Source organism: Caldifermentibacillus hisashii, from assembly GCF_039654145.1.
Classification (GTDB): domain Bacteria; phylum Bacillota; class Bacilli; order Bacillales; family Caldibacillaceae; genus Caldifermentibacillus; species Caldifermentibacillus hisashii.
The window spans coordinates 1,020,045-1,045,139 of record NZ_CP155467.1; the positions used below are offsets into that span (position 1 = coordinate 1,020,045).

Annotated in this window: 24 protein-coding genes; 14 read left to right on the forward strand and 10 right to left on the reverse strand. The window is 38.3% G+C overall.

The features are described 5' to 3' along the window. The first annotated feature begins 59 nt into the window (after positions 1-59). Positions 60-968, forward strand: a complete 909-nt coding sequence (gene cyoE / locus NSQ14_RS04750; protein ID WP_034768612.1) for a heme o synthase — start codon at positions 60-62, stop codon at positions 966-968. A gap of 43 nt (positions 969-1,011) precedes the next feature. Here the strand turns inward: cyoE and NSQ14_RS04755 are convergent, their stop codons facing one another. Beyond that, entirely contained in the window at positions 1,012-1,902 is an 891-nt protein-coding gene (locus NSQ14_RS04755) for a TetR/AcrR family transcriptional regulator (protein ID WP_346216949.1), read from the reverse strand. A 181-nt stretch (positions 1,903-2,083) separates the two neighbouring features. On the opposite strand from NSQ14_RS04755, the gene NSQ14_RS04760 reads away from it, so the two are divergent. Beyond that, a complete protein-coding gene (locus NSQ14_RS04760; protein WP_346207094.1) occupies positions 2,084-3,592 on the forward strand; it encodes a DHA2 family efflux MFS transporter permease subunit in 1,509 nt (502 codons plus the stop codon). Between the two features lie 139 nt (positions 3,593-3,731). On the opposite strand, the gene NSQ14_RS04765 is transcribed toward NSQ14_RS04760, so the two are convergent. Continuing rightward, on the reverse strand, positions 3,732-4,352 hold the full coding sequence (locus NSQ14_RS04765; protein WP_034768620.1) for a TrkA C-terminal domain-containing protein: 621 nt from the start codon (positions 4,350-4,352) through the stop codon (positions 3,732-3,734). Positions 4,353-4,634: 282 nt separating this feature from the next. Between NSQ14_RS04765 and NSQ14_RS04770 the strand changes: the two genes are divergently transcribed. Together NSQ14_RS04770 and NSQ14_RS04775 are read left to right on the forward strand one after the other, a co-directional pair. Next, complete coding sequence (locus tag NSQ14_RS04770; protein ID WP_034768622.1) at positions 4,635-5,759, forward strand: ABC transporter ATP-binding protein; 1,125 nt, start codon at positions 4,635-4,637, stop codon at positions 5,757-5,759. Then, positions 5,759-7,336, forward strand: coding sequence for a glycine betaine ABC transporter substrate-binding protein (locus NSQ14_RS04775; protein ID WP_034768623.1), 1,578 nt, complete (start codon positions 5,759-5,761; stop codon positions 7,334-7,336). The genes NSQ14_RS04770 and NSQ14_RS04775 overlap by 1 nt, the downstream gene beginning before the upstream one ends. A gap of 78 nt (positions 7,337-7,414) precedes the next feature. Here NSQ14_RS04775 and NSQ14_RS04780 read toward each other — a convergent pair whose 3' ends face one another. Further along, on the reverse strand, positions 7,415-7,573 hold the full coding sequence (locus tag NSQ14_RS04780) for a GHKL domain-containing protein (protein WP_081912272.1): 159 nt from the start codon (positions 7,571-7,573) through the stop codon (positions 7,415-7,417). A gap of 86 nt (positions 7,574-7,659) precedes the next feature. Here NSQ14_RS04780 and NSQ14_RS04785 point away from each other — a divergent pair, with 86 nt between their 5' ends. Next, the gene (locus NSQ14_RS04785) at positions 7,660-8,256 is read left to right on the forward strand and encodes an ABC transporter permease subunit (protein ID WP_412679855.1); all 597 of its coding nucleotides are present in this window, start codon (positions 7,660-7,662) and stop codon (positions 8,254-8,256) included. An 18-nt stretch (positions 8,257-8,274) separates the two neighbouring features. Next, positions 8,275-8,511, forward strand: a complete 237-nt coding sequence (locus tag NSQ14_RS04790; protein WP_346216950.1) for a hypothetical protein — start codon at positions 8,275-8,277, stop codon at positions 8,509-8,511. Between the two features lie 74 nt (positions 8,512-8,585). Here the strand turns inward: NSQ14_RS04790 and NSQ14_RS04795 are convergent, their stop codons facing one another. Then, on the reverse strand, positions 8,586-9,518 hold the full coding sequence (locus tag NSQ14_RS04795; RefSeq protein ID WP_034768625.1) for an aldo/keto reductase: 933 nt from the start codon (positions 9,516-9,518) through the stop codon (positions 8,586-8,588). 178 nt (positions 9,519-9,696) lie between these two features. Between NSQ14_RS04795 and NSQ14_RS04800 the strand changes: the two genes are divergently transcribed. After that, entirely contained in the window at positions 9,697-10,140 is a 444-nt protein-coding gene (locus tag NSQ14_RS04800) for a MarR family winged helix-turn-helix transcriptional regulator (protein WP_251246247.1), read from the forward strand. Positions 10,141-10,167: 27 nt separating this feature from the next. Next, on the forward strand, positions 10,168-12,000 hold the full coding sequence (ftsH, locus tag NSQ14_RS04805) for an ATP-dependent zinc metalloprotease FtsH (protein ID WP_346216951.1): 1,833 nt from the start codon (positions 10,168-10,170) through the stop codon (positions 11,998-12,000). A gap of 180 nt (positions 12,001-12,180) precedes the next feature. Here the strand turns inward: ftsH and NSQ14_RS04810 are convergent, their stop codons facing one another. The 4 genes from NSQ14_RS04810 to NSQ14_RS04820 form a co-directional block, all read right to left on the reverse strand. Beyond that, positions 12,181-12,948, reverse strand: a complete 768-nt coding sequence (locus tag NSQ14_RS04810; RefSeq protein WP_346216952.1) for a MerR family transcriptional regulator — start codon at positions 12,946-12,948, stop codon at positions 12,181-12,183. An 83-nt stretch (positions 12,949-13,031) separates the two neighbouring features. Next, positions 13,032-13,145, reverse strand: a complete 114-nt coding sequence (cydS, locus tag NSQ14_RS18875) for a cytochrome bd oxidase small subunit CydS (protein WP_375293555.1) — start codon at positions 13,143-13,145, stop codon at positions 13,032-13,034. Between the two features lie 18 nt (positions 13,146-13,163). After that, the gene (locus tag NSQ14_RS04815) at positions 13,164-14,174 is read right to left on the reverse strand and encodes a cytochrome d ubiquinol oxidase subunit II (protein WP_251241526.1); all 1,011 of its coding nucleotides are present in this window, start codon (positions 14,172-14,174) and stop codon (positions 13,164-13,166) included. Beyond that, on the reverse strand, positions 14,171-15,520 hold the full coding sequence (locus NSQ14_RS04820; RefSeq protein ID WP_346216953.1) for a cytochrome ubiquinol oxidase subunit I: 1,350 nt from the start codon (positions 15,518-15,520) through the stop codon (positions 14,171-14,173). Before NSQ14_RS04820 ends, NSQ14_RS04815 begins: the two co-directional genes overlap by 4 nt. 300 nt (positions 15,521-15,820) lie before the next feature. Here NSQ14_RS04820 and NSQ14_RS04825 point away from each other — a divergent pair, with 300 nt between their 5' ends. The 5 genes from NSQ14_RS04825 to cydC all read left to right on the forward strand — a co-directional run bounded on the left by NSQ14_RS04825 (position 15,821) and on the right by cydC (position 22,940). Next, positions 15,821-16,756: an MBL fold metallo-hydrolase gene (locus NSQ14_RS04825; RefSeq protein WP_346216954.1), complete on the forward strand. Its 936-nt coding sequence runs from the start codon at positions 15,821-15,823 to the stop codon at positions 16,754-16,756. 321 nt (positions 16,757-17,077) lie between these two features. Beyond that, complete coding sequence (locus tag NSQ14_RS04830; protein WP_251241523.1) at positions 17,078-18,484, forward strand: cytochrome ubiquinol oxidase subunit I; 1,407 nt, start codon at positions 17,078-17,080, stop codon at positions 18,482-18,484. After that, on the forward strand, positions 18,475-19,491 hold the full coding sequence (gene cydB / locus NSQ14_RS04835; protein WP_034768638.1) for a cytochrome d ubiquinol oxidase subunit II: 1,017 nt from the start codon (positions 18,475-18,477) through the stop codon (positions 19,489-19,491). Before NSQ14_RS04830 ends, cydB begins: the two co-directional genes overlap by 10 nt. After that, on the forward strand, positions 19,491-21,212 hold the full coding sequence (cydD, locus tag NSQ14_RS04840) for a thiol reductant ABC exporter subunit CydD (RefSeq protein ID WP_034768640.1): 1,722 nt from the start codon (positions 19,491-19,493) through the stop codon (positions 21,210-21,212). Before cydB ends, cydD begins: the two co-directional genes overlap by 1 nt. Continuing rightward, on the forward strand, positions 21,213-22,940 hold the full coding sequence (cydC, locus tag NSQ14_RS04845) for a thiol reductant ABC exporter subunit CydC (protein ID WP_034768642.1): 1,728 nt from the start codon (positions 21,213-21,215) through the stop codon (positions 22,938-22,940). It begins immediately after the preceding gene. A gap of 457 nt (positions 22,941-23,397) precedes the next feature. Here cydC and NSQ14_RS04850 read toward each other — a convergent pair whose 3' ends face one another. Next, the gene (locus NSQ14_RS04850) at positions 23,398-23,535 is read right to left on the reverse strand and encodes a hypothetical protein (protein ID WP_346216955.1); all 138 of its coding nucleotides are present in this window, start codon (positions 23,533-23,535) and stop codon (positions 23,398-23,400) included. Positions 23,536-23,662: 127 nt separating this feature from the next. Here NSQ14_RS04850 and NSQ14_RS04855 point away from each other — a divergent pair, with 127 nt between their 5' ends. Next, complete coding sequence (locus tag NSQ14_RS04855; RefSeq protein WP_346216956.1) at positions 23,663-23,926, forward strand: hypothetical protein; 264 nt, start codon at positions 23,663-23,665, stop codon at positions 23,924-23,926. A 229-nt stretch (positions 23,927-24,155) separates the two neighbouring features. Here the strand turns inward: NSQ14_RS04855 and NSQ14_RS04860 are convergent, their stop codons facing one another. Then, positions 24,156-24,953, reverse strand: coding sequence for an ABC transporter substrate-binding protein (locus NSQ14_RS04860; protein ID WP_346216957.1), 798 nt, complete (start codon positions 24,951-24,953; stop codon positions 24,156-24,158). Positions 24,954-25,095: the final 142 nt, after the last annotated feature.

The window sequence follows — 25,095 nt, forward strand, 5'->3', positions numbered from 1 at the left end:
GTAGCTATGCATTCTTACTTTATAACAAAGAATAAATTTATAAAAGGATGATATATTTTATGGAGGAAAGAGTAGTTCTTTCTAACAAAGGAGTGGGTAACATCCTTCAATTCCTGACAGATGTTAAGTATCTATTAAAGGGAAAAGTACTTGTTGCTAATGTTTTACCGGTTTTTACAGCATATTGGCTGTCTTTATATTTTGCAGGAGAACGTTTTCGTGACCATATATCGCTATTTCTGTTAACAATGATCGGGAGTACGCTGGTTATTTCCGGCGCCCTTATTATTAACAATTGGTATGAAGTTGACCTTGATCGGAAAATGGTACGCACACAAAAACGGCCAACTGTTACCGGTCATTTTTCCATGAGAGCAGTATTGTGGGCCGGAATTATGACAACAATCTTAGGACTGGTCACTATGTTGGCTACTACGTTGGAGGCAACCGTTTATTCATTGTTGGGCTGGTTCGTCTATGTTGTTCTCTACACATTTTGGTCAAAACGAAAATATACACTAAATACCGTGATTGGGAGTATCTCCGGCGCCTTTACTCCACTCATCGGTTGGGCAGCCGTTCAGCCTGCTGATCATATTGTTCCGATTGTCCTGTTTGCCATATTATTTATTTGGCAAGTACCGCATACGATGGCCGTTGCCATAAAAAGATTTGATGATTATCAAGCGGCAAGTGTGCCGATGTTACCTGTGGTCTCCGGAATGGGTACGGCAATAAGACAAAATTTATTATATATTATTTGTTTACTGCCGATCCCATTTTTCTTATACCATTTATTCGGTCCGATACTTGTGATTGTTTCGTCTTTATTAACGGTCGGCTGGATTTTTTTAGCCGCCAAAGGATTCAGTACAAAAAACTTGGAAAAATGGGCACAGATGAATTTAATCTATTCATTAAACTATTTAGTTTGGCTTTCTTTCACCATGATTTTGCTTACTGTGTAAAGCTGCAAATGACCGGGAGAGGGATACCCGGTCTTTTGCATTTTCACTTCTTATTAAAATTCACTACAATTTTTTCCAATTTTTCCAGTTGAGCTTGATCAAAGAGCTCTTTACTTTCTTTTAATGAGCGAATGGCAAGAGAAATTAAGAATTGTCTCGGCTCTTCTTTATTTAGTAATTCATCATAAATAAAATCTAACAGTTCTATATAGTTTGCCACTTCTTTTCTATGGACGAGCTGTTTTTTTAAGGATAAAATCGTCCGATATAAGATTTGTTGGTCGTCCATGCTATTAATGTTCGACTCGGGAAGCCATTGATCGAGCAGCTCGGGGGAAAATAAACTTTCCTTTGCCTTTTCCACCTCATCGACGACACGGATAATCCGATTTAAACTATAACGAATGACGTCTTGTATACGCAGTTCATCTCTTCCTTCATAGGCCATCGCATAATACTTCAAATTATTGTGTAAAATACCGATAAACATAATCGCACAGTCTAAAAGATACGGTTTTTTATCTTCACCAAAAAGATCAATAAACCGATTGTAATACCATTTTAAAATTCGAAGTTGCCCTCTTTTAAAAAATCGCATTAATTCCTCGTCTCGGGAAACGATAATCTCCTCAAAAATAGAAATCAATTTATTTTTCTGGTTCATATATATTTGTATTTCAACTTGTTTAATAAAAATTTCAAAGTTAGCCGGATCTTGTCCGATTAATAAATCGTTACGATCTTTTTCCAATTGTTTATAATTGGTTTTAAAAAGTTCTATTATTAATTCGTTTTTTGAGGAAAAGTAATTATAAAATGTGCCTTTCGATATACCGCTATATTCGATGATGTCATTAATGGAAGTAGCATGAAATCCTTTATCAATAAATAATTGATGAGCCATTTTTATTACTTGTTTTTTCCGCTCATGCATCCAAATCACCTAGTCATTAGTTAGTTTACCTACACAAAATTCTATAGGAAAGTCTTTATGATTACAAATAAAAATAGGTAAAGTTTTTTTATTGCAAAAATCAAATTGATGGTATATGATATTCATTATGTGAAATAAAGGTATAAAAATATGAACTGCTAGTATAAAAGGAGGAAGGTTTATGGACGATTCCATTACGAAAAAACCACCTTATGGGATCATAGCGATATTAATGGTCGGAGCATTTATTTCTTTTTTAAATAATACATTTTTGAACGTCGCACTTCCTTCTATTATGAAGGATTTAGATGTAAAAATGTCAACCGTACAATGGCTGACAACGGGATTTATGTTAGTAAACGGAATTATGATCCCGACAACTGCTTTTCTAATCCAAAAATACTCTGTCCGCCGTTTATTTTTAACAGCAGTAGGGTTGTTTACGGCAGGGACAATCGTTGGGGCAATTGCACCTACCTTTTCAATTTTATTATTGGCACGGATGACCCAAGCATCCGGTTCAGCCATTCTCATGCCATTATTAATGAACGTATTATTGGTTAGCTTCCCTGTTTCAAGACGGGGTGCTGCAATGGGAACACTTGGGTTAATCTTAACTTTTGCTCCGGCAATTGGACCGACATTATCCGGTTGGATTGTCGAACATTTTAACTGGCGTGCATTATTTTATTTAATTGCGCCTATTGCAGGGGCTGTTTGGATTTTTGGTTTTATGATGTTAAGAGATAAAAAGGAAAAAGTTGATATTCACTTGGATTTTCTTTCTCTCGTATTATCCACGTTCGGCTTTGGCGGGCTGCTTTACGGCTTCAGTACGGCCGGTAATTCCGGTTGGAATCATGTACAGGTTTATGCAACTCTAACTGTGGGTGTCGTTTCCTTATTCATTTTTATTTTGCGTCAATCGAAGCTCGAACAACCGATGCTTAACTTCCGTGTATTTCAGTACCCGATGTTTTCATTGGCTGCTGTTATTACAATGGTTGTAAACATGGCCTTATTCTCCGGATTTATGCTTATACCAATTTATGCTCAGTCGGTCATTGGACTGACCCCTATGCAGTCCGGATTGATGTTACTGCCGGGTGCCATTATCAACGGTTTGATGTCCCCTGTTACCGGGCGGTTGTTTGATAAATTTGGCGGACGAATATTAGCAGTGACAGGATTATCTATTTTAACGATTACCACATACTTCTTTAGTAAATTAACATTTGATACAACATTTACGCATGTAGCCATATTGCATATTTTTCGGATGTTCGGTATGTCGATGGTTATGATGCCGACATCAACCAATGGATTAAACCAATTACCGCCACGCCTGTACCCGCACGGAACAGCGATGAACAATACATTTAACCAAGTATCAGCTGCTATTGGTACGGCATTTTTAATTACCGTTATGTCTAATCGACAAGAAAGCCATGCTGAAGAATTGATGAAAGCAGCCATGACAAAAGCACACGGGGCATTAACCCCTGAACAAATCGGACATATTCAAATAGAAGCTTTATTGGAAGGGATTAATCATACATTCCTAGTTTCTACATTTATTATAGTCATCGCATTAGTGCTGGCCTTTTTCATTAAACGTGCCAGACCTATTGAAGAAAAAGACAGAAAACAGAACGATCAATCTTTTCGTGAGGCAGTTGCCGAGAATTAAAAAATGAGACCATTCTTGATACCTTTATGGGATGTCAAGAACGGTCTTTTTTTAGTGCTTGTTTTGTGTTTTTAATAACTATGTCAAGAGGAAACGGACGATTTTTTTGGTTTTGCAGCAATCTATACAGATATGCATCTTATTCATTAAAAAAATGGGTGACCCGCTGTAAAACTTGTTCACTACCAATGATTAGGAGAATATCTCCCGGTTGGAATGTCGCAAAAGGCCCCGGAGAAATAATTAATTGCCCGTTTCTTTTCATTCCCACAACAGTTCCGCCTGTATTTTGCCAAAACTTCACTTCCCCTACGGTTTTACCAATATGCCGACAAGTTTCCGGAATCTCTACTTCTATTGGAATTAAAGGATTTGTATTCCGCAACTTCCCGGAATAATCAATGATCTTTTCAATTGTTTCAAATATTTTCTTATCAAGTGTTTCTCTATCTCGTAAATATTCCTTTGTCTTTTTCTCTAAATCCTTTAAGCTTTCCATATTTGAAAAGCGGTGGATGAACTTATATGCATTTTCTTTTGAAGTGATAACAACACCGCTTCCTTTTGTTGATTTTACAATTTCGACATCTTCCAATATTTTAATTGCTTTTCTAATGGTTTCCGGGGAGACATGATATTCACTAGCCAGTGTTGAACGTCCGAATATTTTATCTCCAACTTTTAATTCGTCATTGTAAATCCGGTTTGCAATATCAAGCGCAATTCTCTGATAAGCCGGCATTTGAGTTCGTATTTGCATGTCTTTCATCCTTTACAAAAATCTTTTTGCCTATTTACCCTTATCTTACCATAAAATGAACCTTCCATTCTTTTCATCCTTACTCAAAGGTTTTTTCCGACAGTAGCCACATGTATCAAATGCTGGGAAAAATGTTATAAAGAAGCTCGCTTTGTCGGAATTCAAATGTTATTGTAGCAAGGGACAGATCCTTCCAAATCATGGAAAAAAGTATTTTCCTTAGACAAGTAACAATCTATCTGTTATAATTGGATTGTTACTTTTTTGTTAGGGGGGAATTTAATGATTCGATTTGAAAACATTACGAAACAATATAATCAAAAAACAGTTATACGTGATTTCAATCTTGATATTGAGGAAGGACAGCTTGTCGTCTTTATCGGGCCAAGCGGATGCGGGAAAACGACTCTATTAAAGATGATAAACCGTCTTTTAGAACCGACGAGCGGAAAAATTTATGTCAATGAAAAAGATATTTCGAAACAAGACCCAATTGAGTTAAGAAGAAATATCGGCTACGTGATTCAAAGTACGGGACTTTTTCCGCATATGACTATTAAGGAAAATTTAGAGTTGATTCCGAAATTGAAGGGGGAAGATTCCGATTCAATTAAACGGAAAACGAACGATCTTCTTGAACTGGTTGGTCTGGCACCAGATGAATATTTATACCGATATCCAAGTGAGTTAAGTGGTGGGCAAAAGCAGCGGATCGGTGTAGCCAGAGCCTTTTCAACAGATTCAGATATTATTCTTATGGATGAGCCGTTCAGTGCATTGGACCCCGTCACAAGAAACTCCTTACAAGACGAATTATTTTCCATGCAGAAGGAATTAAATAAAACCATTGTCTTTGTTACCCACGATATGGATGAAGCAATTAAGATTGCTGATAAAATATGCCTCTTGAATGAAGGTCATATCATCCAATATGATACCCCAGATCAAATATTGAAGAATCCGGCATCAGAATATGTTGAAGAATTTATTGGAAAAAGGCGGGTTTGGAATAATCCTGAAGTTTTAAAGGCAAAAGACATTATGATTTCAGACCCGGCTAAAGTTTCACCGCGAAGGAACGTTTTTCAAGCCATTGAGATTATGAAAGAAAATAAAGTGGACAGTTTGTTGGTGACGGATAAACAACAATCTTTAATTGGCCTGGTTACGTTAAAATCAATCCAATTACAAAACCGTGCAACAACGGTTGGAGAAATAATGGAGAAAAATATTTTATCCGTAACGGAAGATGAAAATTTGATTACTGTATTACAAATTATGAACGAAAATAAAATCGGCTACCTGCCAGTGGTCAGTGAAAAAAATCAGCTAACGGGATTAATTACAAGAAGCTCGATCTTGTCCGTATTAAGCGGTCAATTGCTTGATTTGGAGGTGGCATTTTAATGAGTGAGTTTTTCCAATATGTAGGAAATAATAGTGGGCAAGTTTTAAGTTTATTATGGGAGCATATCTATTTAACAATCTTTTCCGTATTTGTTGCAACGGTAATTGGTGTACCTTTGGGTATATTTATCTCTAAAAATAAAAATTTAGCAAAACCAATTATTGGGTTTGCTAATGTGATGCAGGCGATACCAAGTCTTGCTTTACTTGGTTTTCTTATTCCGTTTATCGGTATTGGAAGTACGCCGGCAATTGTGATGGTTGTCTTATACTCATTACTTCCCATCATAAAAAACACTTATACAGGTCTGGCCAATATTGATAAGGATATACTGGAAGCAGCGAAAGGAATCGGGCTAACAAGCAGGCAAACAATGACGAAAATTCAGTTACCGTTAGCAATGCCGGTAATTATGGCCGGTATCCGTATTTCGGCTGTGACGGCGGTCGGATTAATGACGATTGCAGCTTTCGTTGGTGCCGGTGGTTTAGGTTATCTCGTTTTTTCCGGTGTCTCATCAGTTGACAATAATATGATTTTGGCCGGTGCAATCCCTGCCTGTATTTTAGCTTTAATTATTGATTATCTAATCGGAAAAATTGAAAATGGGATATCTTATACAAATAATATTGGAAACAACAAAACTGCCGCAAAGAGGACAGAAAAGAAATCTAAAAAGAAAGGCTTAATAGTAACTGCGATTGTTTTTGTCCTTTTATTAAGTGCCGGCGTTGGTTATTCCATGATGAATAAAAAAGATTCCATTGTCATCGGCTCGAAAAATTTTAGTGAGCAAATGATTTTAGGTAATATGTTGGCCGATTTAATTGAGGAAAAAACGGATTTGGACGTGGAAAGAAAATTAAATCTCGGTGGAACCCAAGTTGTCTTTAATGCGATTAACAGCGGGGAAATTGATATGTATGTTGAATACACTGGGACAGGATTGATTAATCTTTTGAAAAAGGAACTGGTGAATGATCCTGATGAGGTGTACAAAATTGTTCAAAAGAATTTTAACGAGAAATATGATTTGAAAATTTTACAGCCGCTCGGTTTCAATAACACTTATACATTGGCGGTAAAACCGGAAACGGCGGAACAATACGGATTAAAAACGTTTTCTGATCTCGCCAAGGTTAGTGACCAGTTGGTATTGGGCGGAACGATTGAATTTACAAACCGTGTGGATGGTTTAAAAGGTCTCAGTGAAAAATATAATATGGACTTTAAAAGTGTTGAAGCGGTCGATGGCGGTTTGCGCTATACAGCAATCAATAATAATCGAGCAGATGTGATCGATGCATTTTCAACGGATGGACTTTTAGAGGAATTCAAGCTAACTGTATTGGAAGATGACCAACACTTTTTCCCGCCATATTACGCAGTTCCAGTTATTAAAGAGGAAACATTAAAAGAGCATCCTGAATTGGAGGAAGTTCTTAATCTGCTTAGCGGGAAATTAACGGATGAAAAAATGCGGGAACTGAATTATAAGGTAGATAGTTTAAATGAATCACCTGAAAAAGTAGCCAAAGACTTTTTAATCGAAGCGGGTTTGATTGATAATAAATAATTTGGAAAACAGGTATTTCTATCGAGAACATAGGCATGGATGTTCCGATAGAAATGCCTTTTTCATTTTATTATAAAATTATTGAATTGCCGGGATTTTTATTTTTACTGTAAATGTTTCATCTTTATGGATAAAATCGAGGAAGCCATCATGTTTTTTTACAATGTCTTGGATAAGTTTCGTCCCAACTCCTTCATGTCCGGCACCTTTTGTTGTGTTTTCATATGTAACAAACAACTAAGTGCCCAGTAACAAATGTTTTGCAAAATATTCACCTTTTAATTGTATTCTTGTAAGGGGAAATAGCGGCTTTTTCCGCAAGCATTGAAAGCGGGGATAAGGCTACGATTACTCTGATTGGAAACTCATTTAGTCAAAATTCTTCTACTTTGATGACATTAGTAACGAATGCTTTTTCTTCGTATGAAAAGATGATTGTTTCAAGCAGATTGGAACAAACCGGAACTGACCCGAATTTGCTACAGCCATTTGTCATTGAACAAAAGGAAATTTCTGAAGATGATATTGGCAGTAATTTATTGGCGATGATGATTCCGCTTATGTTGGTGTTAGCCATTGGCATCGGTGCGGCTCCGAGTGCTTATGATTTATTTGCCGGTGAAAAAGAAAAGAAAACGATGGAAGCATTGCTGATGACACCGGTAAATCGTTCGACATTATTATTATCGAAATGGCTATCCATCTCTTCTATTGGTGTTCTAACGGGAATAATCACTTTGCTTGTTGTAATTGTGGAAATTGCCTTTTTTACAGAGAACTTAAAAAGTGGTCTTTCCTTTGGGGAGAATGTTTGGATGATTGTTCTGTTGTCATTACTTGTCATCATTGTTTTTTCAATGTTTAATGCCGCATTGCTCATGTTGACAAGTATTGTGGCAAAAACGGTGAAAGAAGCGTAAAGCTACAGTACACCAATCATGATGTTAGCTGTATTCCCAACAATGATTATTTCCAGTATCGGAGTCAACGAATTTGCCTTTTATCATTTTGCCATCCCGATTATGAACATTTTCAGTATATTGAAGGAATTACTGTTTGGCGTGATAAACTGCGAACATATACTCATTACGGTGTTGAGTAATCTTACCGCCGTGATTATTATCTTTATTCTTAGCCGAATTTTGTTTTTGAAAGATAAGTGGGTGATGAGCTAAGTTTTTCATTAAAAATAAAGTGGTACAAAAAGACCTTGGTCATGTCCTGATCAAGGTCTTTTATTTTGAATAACTCATTGAAAAATCTCACCAATCCGTACAATTTCATCTTCCGTTAATTGTACATCCAATGTTTTGAGGTTGGATAGGACTTGTTCCGGTTTTTTGGCGCCCGGGATGATTGCATCAATTCCGGCTTGGGCCAGGTACCAAGCAAGGACAACGTGGGCGACTTCAGCATTTTTTGCTTCGGCAATTGGCCGCAATTGTTCAACTTTCTCCAAATTGCGAATAAATGCTTCACCTTGGAAATGCGGTTTTTTGGCACGTAAATCATTGAATACCATATCCTTTGTATACTTTCCCGCAAGTAAACCGGATGCGAGAGGAAAATATGGGATAAAGGAAATTTGGTTTTCAATTGTATAAGGGAATATTTCTTTTTCAGCACTGCGATTTAGCAAATTATATTCACCTTGAAAAACATCAACATAGCCATCTTTATTTGCTTCTTTTAATTGCTCCAACGAAAAATTAGAAACACCGATGGCACGAATTTTTCCTTCATCCTTCAATTCTTTTAAAGCACCGACTGCTTCATATTTCGGTGTATGTTCATCCGGATAATGAATATAAAATAAGTCTATGTAATCAGTTTTAAGTCTCAACAAACTATCCTCTACCGATTGTTTTAAAAACGTTGGTGAATTATCAAAAACAACTTTATTATCGACAAATTTATGAGCAGCTTTTGTTGCTATGACTGCTTCTTGACGGTTCCCCATTTCTTGAATAACTTCACCGATTAATTCTTCGGAACGTTTCGGTCCGTAAATAAAAGCAGTATCCAGAAAATTCATCCCGTGCGTTAATGCGGTTCGAACAACTTCTTTTCCAACTTCTTCATCTAAATTTGGATACAGATTATGACCGCCGACTGCATTCGTCCCAAGACCAATCGGATTAACATATAAATCAGATTTCCCCAATTTAACATGAATAGACATTGCCACATTTCTCCTTTCTTTAAAAAACTGCCCTGTTATTACGTTTATGATAACACAATGAGATTAATTTTGGAAAATTGTGGGTTATCCCTTTTTATTTATAATGGTTTCATTTCATTGTAATTATAGATTATAATATATATAATATATAACTGTTTAAGGGGTGAATGGTTTGAATGTGGATGAATTTAAATTTTCTATTTTAAATTATTCGAGAAAAATAAATGACCATCTTACCGCTTCATTAAATAAAACCGGACTCGAGTTTGGTTTGACCGGCATGCAAGTGATTTTATTGTTGAAATTATTTAAGGATGGGACGACAACGATTGGAAATTTGGCAGAACATACTCGTGTAGCCGGAGCAAATATTTCATCAATGTGTAAAAAATTAGAGCAAAAAGGATTTTTGACAAGAAATAGGGATAAACGAGATGAAAGAATCGTTAATATATCTTTAACTGACAAAGGATTATCCGTTATGAGCGAAATCGATCAGATCTTTGAAGAAAAAATTCAATCCATCTTATCCGGGGAAAAACAGGAAACTTTGGATGCAATTATCAAAGGCCTAAAATTATTGGATATTTTATTTGAAAAGATAGAAATAGGGAATAAATAAATTGAACAACAAGTTGGAGGAATGAAAGTGAAAGAAGTAAAACCGCCGAAAAAAACTTATTTATACTATTACGGTATAATTTTATTAGTCATCATTTTATTGAATGCCTTTGTATTTCCAACGATATCCGGTCGATATGTCAAAGATGTTGATTACAGTACCTTTTTAGATATGGTTGAAAATAATCAAGTAGCTGAAGTGGAAATTGAAAACAACTATATTAACTTTGTACCGAAAGATGCAAATGATAAAAAAATGTATCGTACCGGGGTAATTGAAGACCCTGATTTAGTCGATCGCCTGCATGATGCAAATGTGAAATTTACAAAAATCGTTCCGCGGGAGCTTTCTCCGTTAATGACATTTTTAATTTCTTGGATTTTACCTTTATTGATTTTTATTTTAATCGGACGTTATCTTTCAAAAAAATTAGGTGACCGATTAGGTGCAGGTGGAGCGAGTCCGATGACATTCGGGAAAAGTAACGCAAAAATTTATGTAGAAGCTCAGACAGGAATTACCTTTGCTGATGTCGCCGGGCAAGATGAGGCAAAAGAAGCCTTACAAGAAATTGTTGACTTTTTGCATAATCCGTCCAAATACAAAGATATCGGCGCAAAAATTCCTAAAGGGGCACTGCTTGTCGGACCGCCGGGAACAGGGAAGACGTTACTGGCAAAAGCGGTGGCAGGTGAATCGAAAGTTCCGTTCTTTTCTATTTCCGGTTCTGAGTTTGTTGAAATGTTTGTTGGTATGGGTGCGGCTCGTGTGCGTGACTTGTTTAAACAAGCAACTGAGAAAGCGCCATGTATCGTGTTTATTGACGAAATTGATACGATCGGGAAAAGCCGGAATGCCGGTGGTTACGGTGGTAATGATGAACGGGAGCAGACGCTAAACCAATTGTTGACCGAGATGGATGGTTTTGATCCGGATAAAGGTGTCGTTATATTGGCGGCAACAAACAGACCGGAAACTTTAGATAAAGCGTTACTCAGACCGGGCCGATTTGACCGGCGAGTCCCGGTTGAATTACCGGATTTACGCGGTCGGGAAGCAATTTTAAGAGTTCATGCGAAAAAAGTAAAAATGGCCGGTGACGTCGACCTGAATGCAATTGCTCGTGCGACACCCGGGGCATCAGGTGCCGATTTGGCCAATATTATTAATGAAGCGGCATTGCGTGCGGTAAAATTCGGCAGAAACATCGTTGCCCAGGAAGATTTGGAAGAATCGGTTGAGGTCGTTATTGCCGGTTATCAACGGAAAAATGCAGTATTGTCAACGAAAGATAAATTACGAATTGCGTACCATGAAGTTGGACATGCCCTAGTTGCAGCCAAACAAACACATACGGCTCCGGTGCATAAGATTACGATAATCCCCCGGACGTCCGGTGCCCTTGGCTATACAATGCAAGTGGAACAAGATGAGCAAGTATTAATGAGTAAAGAGCAGGCTCTGGATAAAATAACAACCTTCATGGGTGGCCGGGCTGCTGAAGAAATTATTTTCAGTTCGATCACATCCGGTGCATCCAATGATATTGAACAAGCGACTAAAATTGCCCGGGCGATGGTTACTCGCTTCGGTATGAGTGAAAAATTTGATATGATGGCTCTTGAAACGGTGAACAATCCGTATTTAGGAGGAGATACCACGTTACTGGTCTCCTCGGAAACAGCGGCAAAAATTGATGAAGAAGTATTGTCGATTATTAAATCATGTCATGAAAAAGCCATTCAAATTTTAGAAGATAATAAAGATAAGCTCCATGAAATTACGAAATATTTATTTGAAAAAGAAACCATTACCGGTGAAGAGTTTATGGATATTTTGACGGGAAAAACAACCGCATAAAAAGAAATCAGGGGGACTTCTATCCATTTTGGACAAAAGTCCCCTTTGCTTGTTCGAAGGTTCATGGCAAATTGTTCAGTGAAAGCTTGCGTATCATCAGACATTTCCGATTATAAAATCAAGGTTTTAAACTTCAAAATTAGGTATCCTTTTTTGAATTAAAATTAAGAAAGCATGCAATCAACTTTTTCCATTTCCTGTATAAACAAAAATCGCATCCCGTAAAAACTCAGCTGCACCCGGGGCAATTTTATCATAGTTAGCTTTAAACCGTTCATCATCGACATACATTTGTGCAAGTCCTTGATGTGCTTCTTTACTGTAGTCATTCCAATAGTAGGTTAGCCATTGTTTGTGCATGTCGGCTACCTTTTGGGCAAGTTCTCCGGTTGGGTCTTGGGTTTTCATCGCTTCAGCAAGTAGCTTATTTATTGACTCCGCTAATTCAGTAACTTCGGCATACTCTTTTTCCGACAAATTCATTAGTTTCGCATTAGATGCGTCAACCGTCGTATCGCCGTATTTTTCTCGAATTTCTTTCCCATATTTCTTTTCATTTTCTTCGATTAATTGTTTCTTGAAACCAATAAACTTTTCTTGATCAGTCATGTTTCTTCTCCCCTCAAAATTTTCTACTGTATGGTGTACATTTTTTATCAAAAGATCAATTTGCTTTCTTTTTTCAAGAAGATGTTTCAAGTGATCTTGTAAAGCTTTTCTTTCATCAAACAGCGGATTTGTCATTATCTCTTTAATCGTCTCCAATGGAAATCCTAATTCCCGGTAAAACATAATTTGTTGCAGCCGGTCTACTTCTTTTTGTCCATATAATCGATAGCCGGATGAATTTATTCGTGCAGGCTTCAATAAATCAATTTCATCATAATATCGCAGTGTTCGAGTACTAATGCCCGCCAACTGAGCTAATTTTTGAATCGTGTATTCCATTTGTTACACCTCCCTTTAAAAAAACCATACACCTTAACGTAACGTAAAGGTCAATAGAAAAAATTAAACCCCGCGAATATTTTTCAGCGGGGCGTACCTTTATTTTTATATCCATCTTGTAATGCAGCCCAAAAGGCGAAAAAAATCGTTGCAAATAAAACGAGAAACGGGGCAACAAATATAAGAAATTCCTTCATTTACAAAAACCACCTTTCTTATTTTCCCGAAACATATTGTTTATTAAATAAGAACAACTTAAGCAGTAAATAAAGGGACGGGACCAGCAAGCAAAAACCGAGAATAAAGGCGACAATTAAACTAATCGCCATTGCATTATTCGTAAAGCTGTCATATAACGTTAAATGAGGATAAAGCAAATAGGGATAATGACTGATACCATAGCCAAAAAAGGCGAGGGCAAATTGAATGACAAGTAAAATAAATGCACTTCCGTAATTTCTTTTTTTCCAAAGAAACCAAACCGTGAGCAAAAAAAGTATAAACGACAGGGCGAACATCCACCATAAACTCATTAATTTTTCGTAATGGTCCGGGTTGTGCCCGCGTAATTCGACGATAATCCCGGCGGCCGTAAAAATCAGTGGAAATGCCCATAGCAAGGCATATTTTCTCATTAATCTCGTTGCTTCCGTGTCACCGGCTTGATTCGCGTACCATGTTAAAAAAGTTGCGGAAATATACAATACCGCAGTTACACTTAATAAAACGACAGCCCATGTTAACGGTTCTGTAAACAATATCCAATAATTTAAAACCGGTGCTCCATTTTCCATTGTAATAAAACCGCCTTCTGAAATCGTTAAAACAATGGAAAGGGATGCCGGAAGCAGGAGCCCGGATAAACCGTAAAGCAATGCATACCCTTTATGACCTCTTGCCCCGTAAGTTTCAAAGGCATAGTATGACCCGCGGACGGCAAGTAAAATAACACCGATACTTATCGGTACAAGCAAGGTTGTTCCGTAATAAAAAGCTGTTTTCGGAAAAAAGCCGATGATGCCAACAAAAAAGAAGACAAGAAAAACATTGGTGACTTCCCAAACCGGTGACAAATATCGTTGAATAATTTTTGTTAAAATATGTTGTTTTTCAACAATTAAGCTGTATGCATTGAAAAAACTGGCGCCAAAATCAATCGAGCCGATCATGATATATCCGAATAAAAATGTCCATAAGACGGAGATTCCGATTATTTCTAAGTTCATTTTTGCACACCGCCTTTTTCCATTTCACGATCTTTCAATTCTTGTTCCACCGGATTCCTTTTAAACATGCGAGACATAACAACAATTGTGCCGATGCCCAAGATGATATATAAGCCACAAAAAAGCATAAGCATCAAATCAACTTGGTTATTCGTTGTTGCCGCCTCGGATGTCCGCATAATCCCGCGCAAAATCCAAGGTTGTCTGCCCACTTCCGCCAGCCACCAACCCGCTTCAATGGCAAGCATCGAAAGCGGTCCGCTCAGTACACTCAATCCTAAGAAAAGTTTAGAGTGAATAAAAGCCCAGCCCCGTTTCACACCGATCCAATAAATGAGGGAAAGGACGACTAATCCCATACCAATCGTTACCATTGTATCGAACAAATAATGAATATAAAGCGGTGGGATTTCATCTTCCGGGAATTGATCCAAGCCAGTAACGACTGCCCCGGGGAGCCAATGGGCAAGAATACTTAAGGCAAAAGGAATTTGAATTGCATATTTAATATCGTTATTTTCATCGAGCATGCCCCACATAATTAACGGAGCCTCGCCATGTGTTTCAAAATGCCATTCGGCTGCGGCCAATTTTTCCGGCTGATATTCGGCAAGAAATTTTCCGGAAAAGTCACCGATTACTGCTGTTGCTATGGAAAATATAAGTCCCAGTTTCATCGTGAAAAACAATGCCTTTTTATGGTAAACATGTTTGGAACCGGTTAGCATTCGGAAAGCAGCAATGGAAGCAAGAACAAACGCTGCTGTCATATAAGCCGTTACCACGACATGAGTTACTTTGGTCGGCATAGCCGGGTTAAACATCGCAAGGAGCGGGTTAACATTTGTCAGTTTCTCATCGACTAGATCAAAGCCTTGCGGGCTGTTCATGAAAGAATTCACAATTGTAATAAAGACAGCCGAGAAGGAAGCCCCGATGGCAACGGGTACAAGCAACAATAAATGTTTCTTTTGATTTTCAAAGCGATCCCATGTGTACAAATAAATTCCTAAAAAAATCGCTTCAAAAAAGAAAGCAAAAGTTTCCATAAAAAGTGGTAGAGCAATAATATGACCGGCCAGTTCCATAAAATTTGGCCACAATAGGGAAAGCTGTAATCCAATTGCCGTCCCCGTCACAACACCGACAGCAACCGTAATAACAAAGCCGCGTGTCCAGCGCCGGGCAAGCAAAATATAATGTTCATCATTTTTTTTAATGCCTACCCATTGGGCGATCATAATCATTAGTGGAACGCCTACGCCAAGGGTGGCATAAATAATATGAAAAGTAAGGGTCGTTTCCGTTAATACACGACTATAAAAAACAGATTCCTCGTTAATCAATTGGTAACACAACCTCCTATTATGGCGAATTTATGGGAAGAATATCATTTTATCCGCCAAAAATACGACCTAAAATGGACAATAGTAAAAGAAAAGCAACCGTAAACGTAAGCCAAATCAGCTTTCGTTCGTGACTTTTATACATCCCCTTCACCTCACTTATAGTATTCCAAAAATCTCCATTTTTAAGCAGAATATTTCAATGAATCGCTTTTCAGGTTGCTCTTTTTGCAAAAACCTGCAATTCTCGATAAAATATAATCAATTTTTAAAATCAGATTTAGTTAAGAAGGGGATTCCATGTTAAAAAAAGTAACTGAAAATATAGAATTTGCTGTCGTAACTTATTCAGGCGGAATGGGTGCGACAAATTGTTATTTACTTAAAGGAGAAGACGGGTATACGGTAATTGATACCGGTATGTATTCAAAGAAAGCAATCCGTTTATGGGAAGAAATTTTGGAGACCGGTTATAAAATTGAAAAAGTGGTCCTTACCCATGTTCATCAAGACCATATCGGACTTGCCAAATGGTTTCAGCAGGAAAAGGGGGTTCCTATTGTTGTAGCCAATTTAAGTTATGGTGAAATAAAAAAATATCGTCGTCCTAATTTTAATGAACGGTTTAAAAAACTGGTGATGAGCCACGGTGTTCCGTTTGTTCCTGACCGACTGCCGGATACACGTTTTATCTATGAATTTGAACCAGATGCATTTTTTGATGAAGGGGATCACATTCAGTTAGGTATGGATATGTATGAAGTGATTTGGACACCCGGTCACGCATACGACCATTATTGTTTTTACAACCGTGAGAAAAAAATTATGATTCTCGGTGATCATGTGTTAAAACAGGTTTCACCGGTGATTGGTCTATGGGTCGGGGAAGAGATGGATTTATTAAAACTTTATTTTGATTCATTAAAAAAACTGGATGCCTATCCAACGAATATTGCACTGCCCGGTCATGGTGAGATGATTTACGATTTACAAGGTCGAGTTGAAGAGATTCAGAACAGCCATCAAAAAAGATTGCAACAAGTTTATCAATCTGTCGAAACGAACCCAAAAACGGCATTGGAAGTATGTTTGGATGTATACGGTTTATTAAGCCTTGAGAAAATGGTCAGTCCATTTATGGCGTCCTTAACACGGTTGATTTATTTGGAAAAGAACAAAGAGATTGAGAGAATAGAGGAAAATAACGTATTTAAATTTAAAGCTGTTAAAAAATGAATTAGGTTATATGCTTAATGATCCGAATCGGTTTCCGTTTACCGGTTCGGGTTTTTTGATAATTGTCATTCAATTATATTAATGAAATTACCTTTGCTGTGATAAAAATCACAAAAAGGTAAATATATGCCGCGAATTGTAAAAAATGTCACAAATTGGACGAAATGGTATGTCTGATTTGTAACAGGATTTCCAAAATAACTCCACAATAATTCCACCATTGCGATAGGAAAAACCTATATGATTAATATGTAAGTTATTATAATTCTTAAATAAGATTAGGTAAAAATGAACTGAAAATTTTAAAGGGGGAAAGCGGAAATGGAAGAAGTGTTACTGGCACGGATACAGTTTGCTTCAACAACTCTGTTCCACTTCATTTTTGTTCCACTGTCAATCGGTTTGGCGTTCATCATTGCTGTAATGGAAACACTTTATGTGGTGAAGAAGGACGAAATGTACAAAAAAATGTCCAAGTTTTGGGGCAAGTTTTTCTTAATTAATTTTGCCGTCGGTGTTGTGACCGGGATTATTCAAGAATTCCAATTTGGAATGAACTGGTCTGATTATTCGCGTTTTGTTGGGGATGTATTCGGGGCACCGCTTGCAATCGAGGCACTGCTTGCATTCTTTATGGAATCGACCTTTATCGGATTATGGATTTTTGGTTGGGAACGGTTACCGAAAAAACTACATTTGGCCAGCATATGGTTAGTTTCCATTGGGACGGCCTTATCTGCTCTATGGATACTGGCTGCTAACTCATTCATGCAAAACCCGGTTGGATATGAAATTGCCAATGGTCGTGCGGAAATGAATGATTTCTTAGGCTTGTTAACAAATCAAAAATTATTGGTGGCTTATCCACATACAATTTTCGCAAGTCTTTGTACTGCAGCATTTTTACTTATAGGTATTTCAGCTTGGAATATGATTAAAAAACGCGACATTGAGTTTTTCAAAAAATCAATGAACATTTCATTAATTGTAGGTCTAGTATCAACACTGGGGATTGCTTTTTCCGGGCATGCACAATCTCAATATTTAGTAGAAGCTCAACCGATGAAGATGGCTGCTGCTGAAGCAATTTGGGAAAATACAACAGACCCGGCTCCATGGACAGTCGTTGCCGGTATTGATACGGAAAATCAAAAAAATAATTGGTCAGTGGAAGTTCCATATTTATTAAGTTATTTATCTTATGGGAAATTTTCCGGTGATCTTCCGGGAATGAAAGCACTGCAAGCTCAATATGAAGACTTGTACGGAGAAGGGAACTACATTCCACCTGTAAAAACAACATTCTGGAGCTTCCGGATTATGGTGGCTGCCGGCGGTTTAATGATTTTATTTAGCTTAATAGGTTTGATTTTACTACGGAGGAAAAAACTTGAAACGAGTACACGTTTTTTGAAATGGTTAGTCGGAGCTTTATTCTTACCGTATATTGCTAACTCTGCCGGTTGGATGATGTCGGAAATTGGTCGTCAGCCTTGGGTAGTAAACGGATTAATGTTAACGGAAAGCGGTGTTTCACCGAGTGTTTCTTCCGGACAAATTCTCTTCTCGTTAATTGCGTTTTCATTAATTTATACATTGCTCGCTGTTGCGATGGTTTATTTGTTTATCAAAACGATTAAACAAGGACCACATGAAAAATTGAAAGACGACACAACCGCAACAGATCCTTTTGATGCAAATGCAGGGGGTGCTGTTAAATGGAATTAAGTGAATTGTGGTTTTTACTGATTGGCGTTTTATGGGTCGGGTTTATCTTTCTGGAAGGTTTTGACTTTGGCGTCGGTATGAGTACGAAATTTTTGGCGAAAAATGAAACAGAAAAACGAGTATTAATCAATACGATAGGACCGCACTGGGATGCGAATGAAGTTTGGCTATTGACAGCCGGTGGTGCGATGTTTGCTGCTTTCCCACATTGGTATGCAACGCTTTTTAGCGGCTATTATTTGCCATTCGTGCTGCTTTTGCTTGCGCTGATTGCCAGAGGGGTGGCATTTGAATTCCGGGGAAAACATCACGCGGCCAAATGGAAAACTACATGGGATTGGTCGATTTTTCTTGGCAGTTTAATCCCGCCGTTTTTGGTCGGCGTACTCTTTTCAGGATTGATTAAAGGACTTCCGATTGATGAAAATATGAATATGCACGCCACTTTCTTCGGAGATATGGTAAATCTATTTACATTAGTTGGTGGAATTGCTTTTGTTCTATTGTCCTATTTGCACGGTTTAATGTTTATTACGATGAAGACAAACGGCCAATTGCGTGCCCGTGCCCGCGAACAAGCGTTAAAAATTTATTGGGTAACCGGTGCAGTCATTGTTTTGTTCGTTGTGTTAACAGGGATATTCACAGATGCTTACGCCAACCGTGGAGCAATCATTATTCCAATGTATGCTGTAGCAGTACTTCTTTATTTAGCTTTATATAAAATGGTTAAAGATAAGAAAGAAGGATTTAGCTTTACTTTAACCGGGCTCATCTTAGTCCTTGTGACGGCATCGTTTTTCATTGCATTATTCCCGAATGTCATGATTAGCACGACGGATGTGGTAAATAATATCACGATCTATGAAGCAGCTTCGGGAGCCTACTCACTTAAAGTGATGACTATTGTTGCCTTAACAATGGTACCGATTGTATTAGCATATACGATTTGGAGCTACTATATTTTTAGAAAACGTGTGTCACATAAGGAGCATTTGGAATACTGATGGATAAAAATCTGTTTCTTTATAAAGATAGTAAAAAAACATTTGTGCTGATTGGAATCCTGACCGTATTGCAAAGTTTAGCAATTATCGCGCAGGCAGGGTTCCTTGCTAAGGCCATTATAACTGTATATGAAGGGGCGGGGTTCAGTGCCCTTCCCTTTTTTGCTATGTTTTTCCTTGCCCATGTATTCAGACATTTTCTCCAATGGTTAAAATCACGTATCGCTTATCGTTTTGCTGATCAAACATCCTCTCAACTTCAAAATGATTTAGTAGAAAAAGTTTTTATGATCGGTCCGAAAACAATCAGCAGGCAAGGTTCCGGTCATATTATTGCTTTATGTTTAGAAGGCATTCCAAGCTATAAAACATATCTTGAATTATTTATCCCAAGATTTTTATCATGTTTACTTATACCGGCAAGTATCGTTATTTATGTTTTTACGATGGATGTAACCTCAGCTGTTGTATTAATTGTTGTGATGCCAATTCTTATCATCTTCTTGATTCTATTAGGCCTTGTTGCCCAAAAGCAGAAAGATAATAAATGGGAAAATTATCAATTATTGTCTCGACATTTTGTTGATTCCTTACGGGGTTTGGTGACATTGAAATTTTTAGGGCGGAGTAAAGGACATCGCGAGGCCATTTATTCGGTGAGCAATAAATACCGGATTTCAACGGTACGTACATTGCGGGTAGCCTTTCTCTCATCCTTTTCCTTGGATTTCTTTTCCAGTTTGTCTGTTGCGGTGGTTGCGGTTGAACTTGGATTACGATTAATTAATGGACAAATAGATTTTTTGGCAGCGTTGACGATATTAATTTTGGCACCGGAGTATTTCTTGCCCGTTCGTGAACTGGGAAATGATTATCACGCAACGATGGACGGAAAGGAATCAGGGGAAAAAATCCGTGGATTACTTAATTTGGATGACGGTGAGAAGCAGGTTATGACTGTCAATTTACCCGATTGGAACAAAGAGTCAGAATTAGTTGTTCGTGGTTTAACAAAAACATTTACAGAGGAAAATCGTACAGTATTAGCGGATATTCATTTTACCATTCGCGGTTTTAAAAAAATAGGAATTATTGGATTATCCGGAGCCGGGAAATCTACATTGATTGATCTTTTATCAGGGTTTACAAAGCCGACAAGCGGGTCATTTTTTATTAATGGGGTTGAAATTCCGGATTTTTCAGTGGCAGCTTGGCAAGATCAAGTAACTTACATTCCGCAACATCCATATATTTTTTCAGGGACGGTCAAGGAAAATATTATGTGGTATGCACCGAATGCGACAGACAAAGAAATTACAGAAGCAGCGGAACGAACCGGTCTTTCAGAATTAATCAGTCAATTCCCGAATGGCCTTAATGAAAAAATCGGACAGGGTGGAAGAGCGTTAAGCGGCGGCGAAGAACAGAGGATTGCTCTGGCTCGGGCACTGTTGACGAATCGTCCGATCATGTTTTTTGATGAACCGACCGCCCATCTCGATATTGAAACGGAACATGATATAAAAGAAATCATGCTTCCATTGCTTGATAATAAGTTAGTGTTTTTTGCAACGCACAGGCTGCACTGGATGAATGAAATGGACTATATTCTCGTTATGGATGGCGGTCGGCTTGCAGAAAGCGGAACACCGGATGAACTTTTTAGAAAAAATGGTGTATTTACACAGTTAGTCAAGGTTCATCGAGGGGAGGTAAGTTAGATGAGAAACTTTAATAAATATATTCGTCCATTTATAAAACAGTATAAATGGTTCATGCTGGCAACCGTTTTTCTCGGTTTTTTAACCTTTTTAACTGCTTCGATGCTTACCTTCACCTCAGGGTTCTTAATCACACGAGCAGCTGAGGCGCCTTACAATATTTTAATGTTATATGTACCGATTGTTCTTGTGCGGGCGTTTGGTATTGCTCGCCCGGTCGTCCGTTATATGGAAAGATTGGTTGGGCACAATACGGTATTGAAAATTTTAGCGGATATGCGTGTGCGGTTGTACGACGCACTGGAGCCGCAAGCTTTGTTTATTCGTTCGCGATTCCAAACAGGGGACTTGGTCGGAACGCTGGCCGATGATATTGAACATTTGCAGGATGCGTATATTCGAACAATTTTCCCAACTATTGTTGCGTTATTCTTATTTGTTTTTTCGGTTACAAGCTTAGCGATATTTGATCCGTTTTTTGCTCTTTGGATTGCCGTATGTCTTGCCGTAATCATCGTCGTTTATCCACTTTTATCCTTGTATTTTTTGAAGAAGCGACAAATTCAAGTGAAGGAAAAGCGGAATCGACTGTACAAAATGTTTACCGACGCAGTACTTGGCATTAGCGATTGGATGATTAGCGGAAACAAGGAGCGATTTATCTTCCAATTTATGAAGGAAAGCAGGGAGACGAATAAGATTGAGAAAAAGTTAGCGGATTGGAATCATGCCCGCACATTTCAACTGCAAGTGATATCCGGACTTATTTTGATATTTGTCGGTATTTGGGCAGGTTTTGAAGCGCTTGAAGGAGAAATACTGCCGGCGTACATTGCTTCTTTCACGCTGGTGACTTTGCCGATTTTAGAAGGTTTAATTCCGGTTTCGAATGCAATCGAAAAAATTCCGGCTTATCAAGAGTCATTAGAGCGGCTGGAAAATATCGATCAATATAATGGAACTCAAGGTGTGGTTGGATCGTTTGAAATTGCAACGAATCCTGTCATTTATTTTGAACATGTTGATTATACGTATGGGTCGAATAAAGAACCGGCCTTAAAAAATATCAATCTGACAATTCGCCCCGGAGAGAAGGTAGCTTTGCTAGGTAAGAGCGGTGCCGGTAAATCTACTTTATTACAGCTGTTAATCGGGGCAATGAAACCGGATAATGGTACGGTTAAGATTGGTGACTTGTCGGCAAGCAGATATGGTGAACAGATTTATGAAGTTATCAGTGTATTGAACCAAAAACCTTATTTATTTGCAACGACGGTGGAAAACAATATTCGTTTGGGGAATCAGGAGGCAACGAGGGAAGAAATTGAAGACGTTATCCGGCAAGTGAAATTGGATCAATATATTCATTCTTTGCCAAAAGGACTGGATACCCAAATGGAAGAATCCGGGCAACGTTTTTCCGGTGGGGAGAGACAACGGATCGCGCTGGCAAGAATTTTATTGAAGAATACGCCAATTGTTGTGTTGGATGAACCAACTGTCGGTCTCGATCCATTGACGGAGCGGGATTTACTGGACACCATTTTTAAAACTTTGGAAGGAAAAACGGTTATTCTCATTACCCATCATCTAATGGGGATGGAAAAAATGGACCAAATTGTATTTTTGGACAATGGGGCGATTTCAATGCATGGAAATCATCGGTCTCTGCTTAAGGAAAACGAACGCTACCGGAAATTATATCGCTTAGACTTAGGAGAAATATAGGATGATGAATTGTGTTTGGGTAGAAAATAAACTATGTACCTGATTGGCAATCTAGGAGAATATAGGACGATGAACTGTTTCTGGGTAGAAAAAATAAACAATATCCCGGATTAATAATTATGAAATATTGGACGACCCAAAAGCTATCTGGTATGTGCAAATGGCTTTTTTAACTCGATCACTTTCTCTAATTACTATTTTTGATGGCGACGAGCCTCGTTCTCGTCACCGTTTTGAGGCGGAAAAGACCAATTTTTGACGACGAGACTTGTTCTCGTCACCGTTTTAGACGAAAAACACTCTATTTTGGCGATGAGCCTCGTTCTCGTCGCCGTTTTGAAGTGAAAAATGCTCTATTTTGGCGACGAGAATCAAACTCGTTACCATTTTAGGTCGGAAAACACCAATTTTTGACGACGAGACTTGTTCTCGTCGCCGTTTTTAGACGAAAAACACTCTATTTTGGCGACGAGCCTCGTTCTCGTCGCCGTTTTGAAGTGAAAAATGCTCTATTTTGACGACGAGACCTATTCTCGTCACCGTTTTGAAGTGAAAAATGCTCTATTTTGGCGACGAGCCTCGTTCTCGTCACCATTTTAAGGCGAAAAACACTCTATTTTGGCGACGAGGTCCGTTCTCGTCACCATTTTAGGTTGGAAAAGACCAATTTTTGACGACGAGACTTGTTCTCGTCACCATTTTGGGGTGAGAAACACTATTTTTTGGCGACGAGAATCAAACTCGTCACCATTTTAGGTTGGAAAACACCAATTTTTGACGACGAGACCTATTCTCGTCACCGTTTTGAAGTGAAAAATGCTCTATTTTGGCGACGAGCCTCGTTCTCGTCACCATTTTGGGGCGAGAAACACTATTTTTTGACGACGAGAATCAAACTCGTCACCATTTTAGGTTGGAAAACACCCTATTTTGGCGACGAGCCTCGTTCTCGTCACCATTTTAAGGCGAAAAACACCAATTTTTGACGACGAGCCCTATTCTCGTCGCCGTTTTGAAGTGAAAAATGCTCTATTTTGGCGACGAGAATCAAACTCGTCACCATTTTAGGTAGGAAAACACCTATTTTTGGCGACGAAAAATCCACCCGCCTTTAGGATCGTGCACCTCAAGTTACACAATTAACCAATTTTGAAGTAAAGGATCGACATATAACAACAAATTTTCCCCATCACTATAAAAATAGCAAAAGTCCGGTTATATAAAACTTTTGGCTTCAGGGAAAATTTCCGGATATAAAATATGTGCTAAATGTTCCAGACCTGTAACTAATCGCGGTGATGGGCGACAAAACCAGCCTTCTTCAAGAATATGGATCCTGTCTCTTTTCGCAAAAGGATACCCTCGCCACTCGGGGCGGTTGATGATTTTTTCGATTTTCACATTCTTCAACGGGATTCCTGTCCAAACAACCATTGTATAGTCCGGATTTGCCTTTACGACTCCGGCCCAGTCGGTTTTCACATTATCTTCCGGGATATCGGCAAAAACATTTGTTGCCCCAACTATTTCCGAAAGATCAGTGAGCCAATTTTTTCCACCGGGAGAAACGACTGGTTTTGGCCACCATTCCCAATAGAGGCGAAGAGGCGGATTTGCTTTCGGGCATTTTTGTCGGATTTCTTCAATCCTTTCTTTCATCCAATCTACTAAATCGCAAGCCTTTTGATAACGATCAGTTGCCTCACCTACCTTAATAATATCATTAAAAATATCACCCAGTCGATGCGGGTCGAGTATGAGAAAAGGTGTATTTAAGCTTTTAACACGTTCCACAACTTTTTCCATACCGGGAACACTTAAAGAACCGACAATGAAATCCGGTTTTAATTCGATCACTTTCTCTATATTAATATTTAAATCAGGACCGAGGTTTGGCAGTTTTTTAACGTCAGCCGGCCAATCAGAATAATGGTCAACACCGATTAGCTGAGCGGTTAACCCGAGACAAGCTAATATTTCTGTATTACTTGGACAAAGTGAAACGATACGCAAGGTTCTCACCTCATTCAATCATTTTTAAAAATCGTGTGCAACGATTGTCAACCAGTAACAAAGAGACATTATGCGTTAAACGATTTCAACACTTTCATTGATAAACACGCCACAGGGAGGTAGTTTGTTTATTATGCGCTCA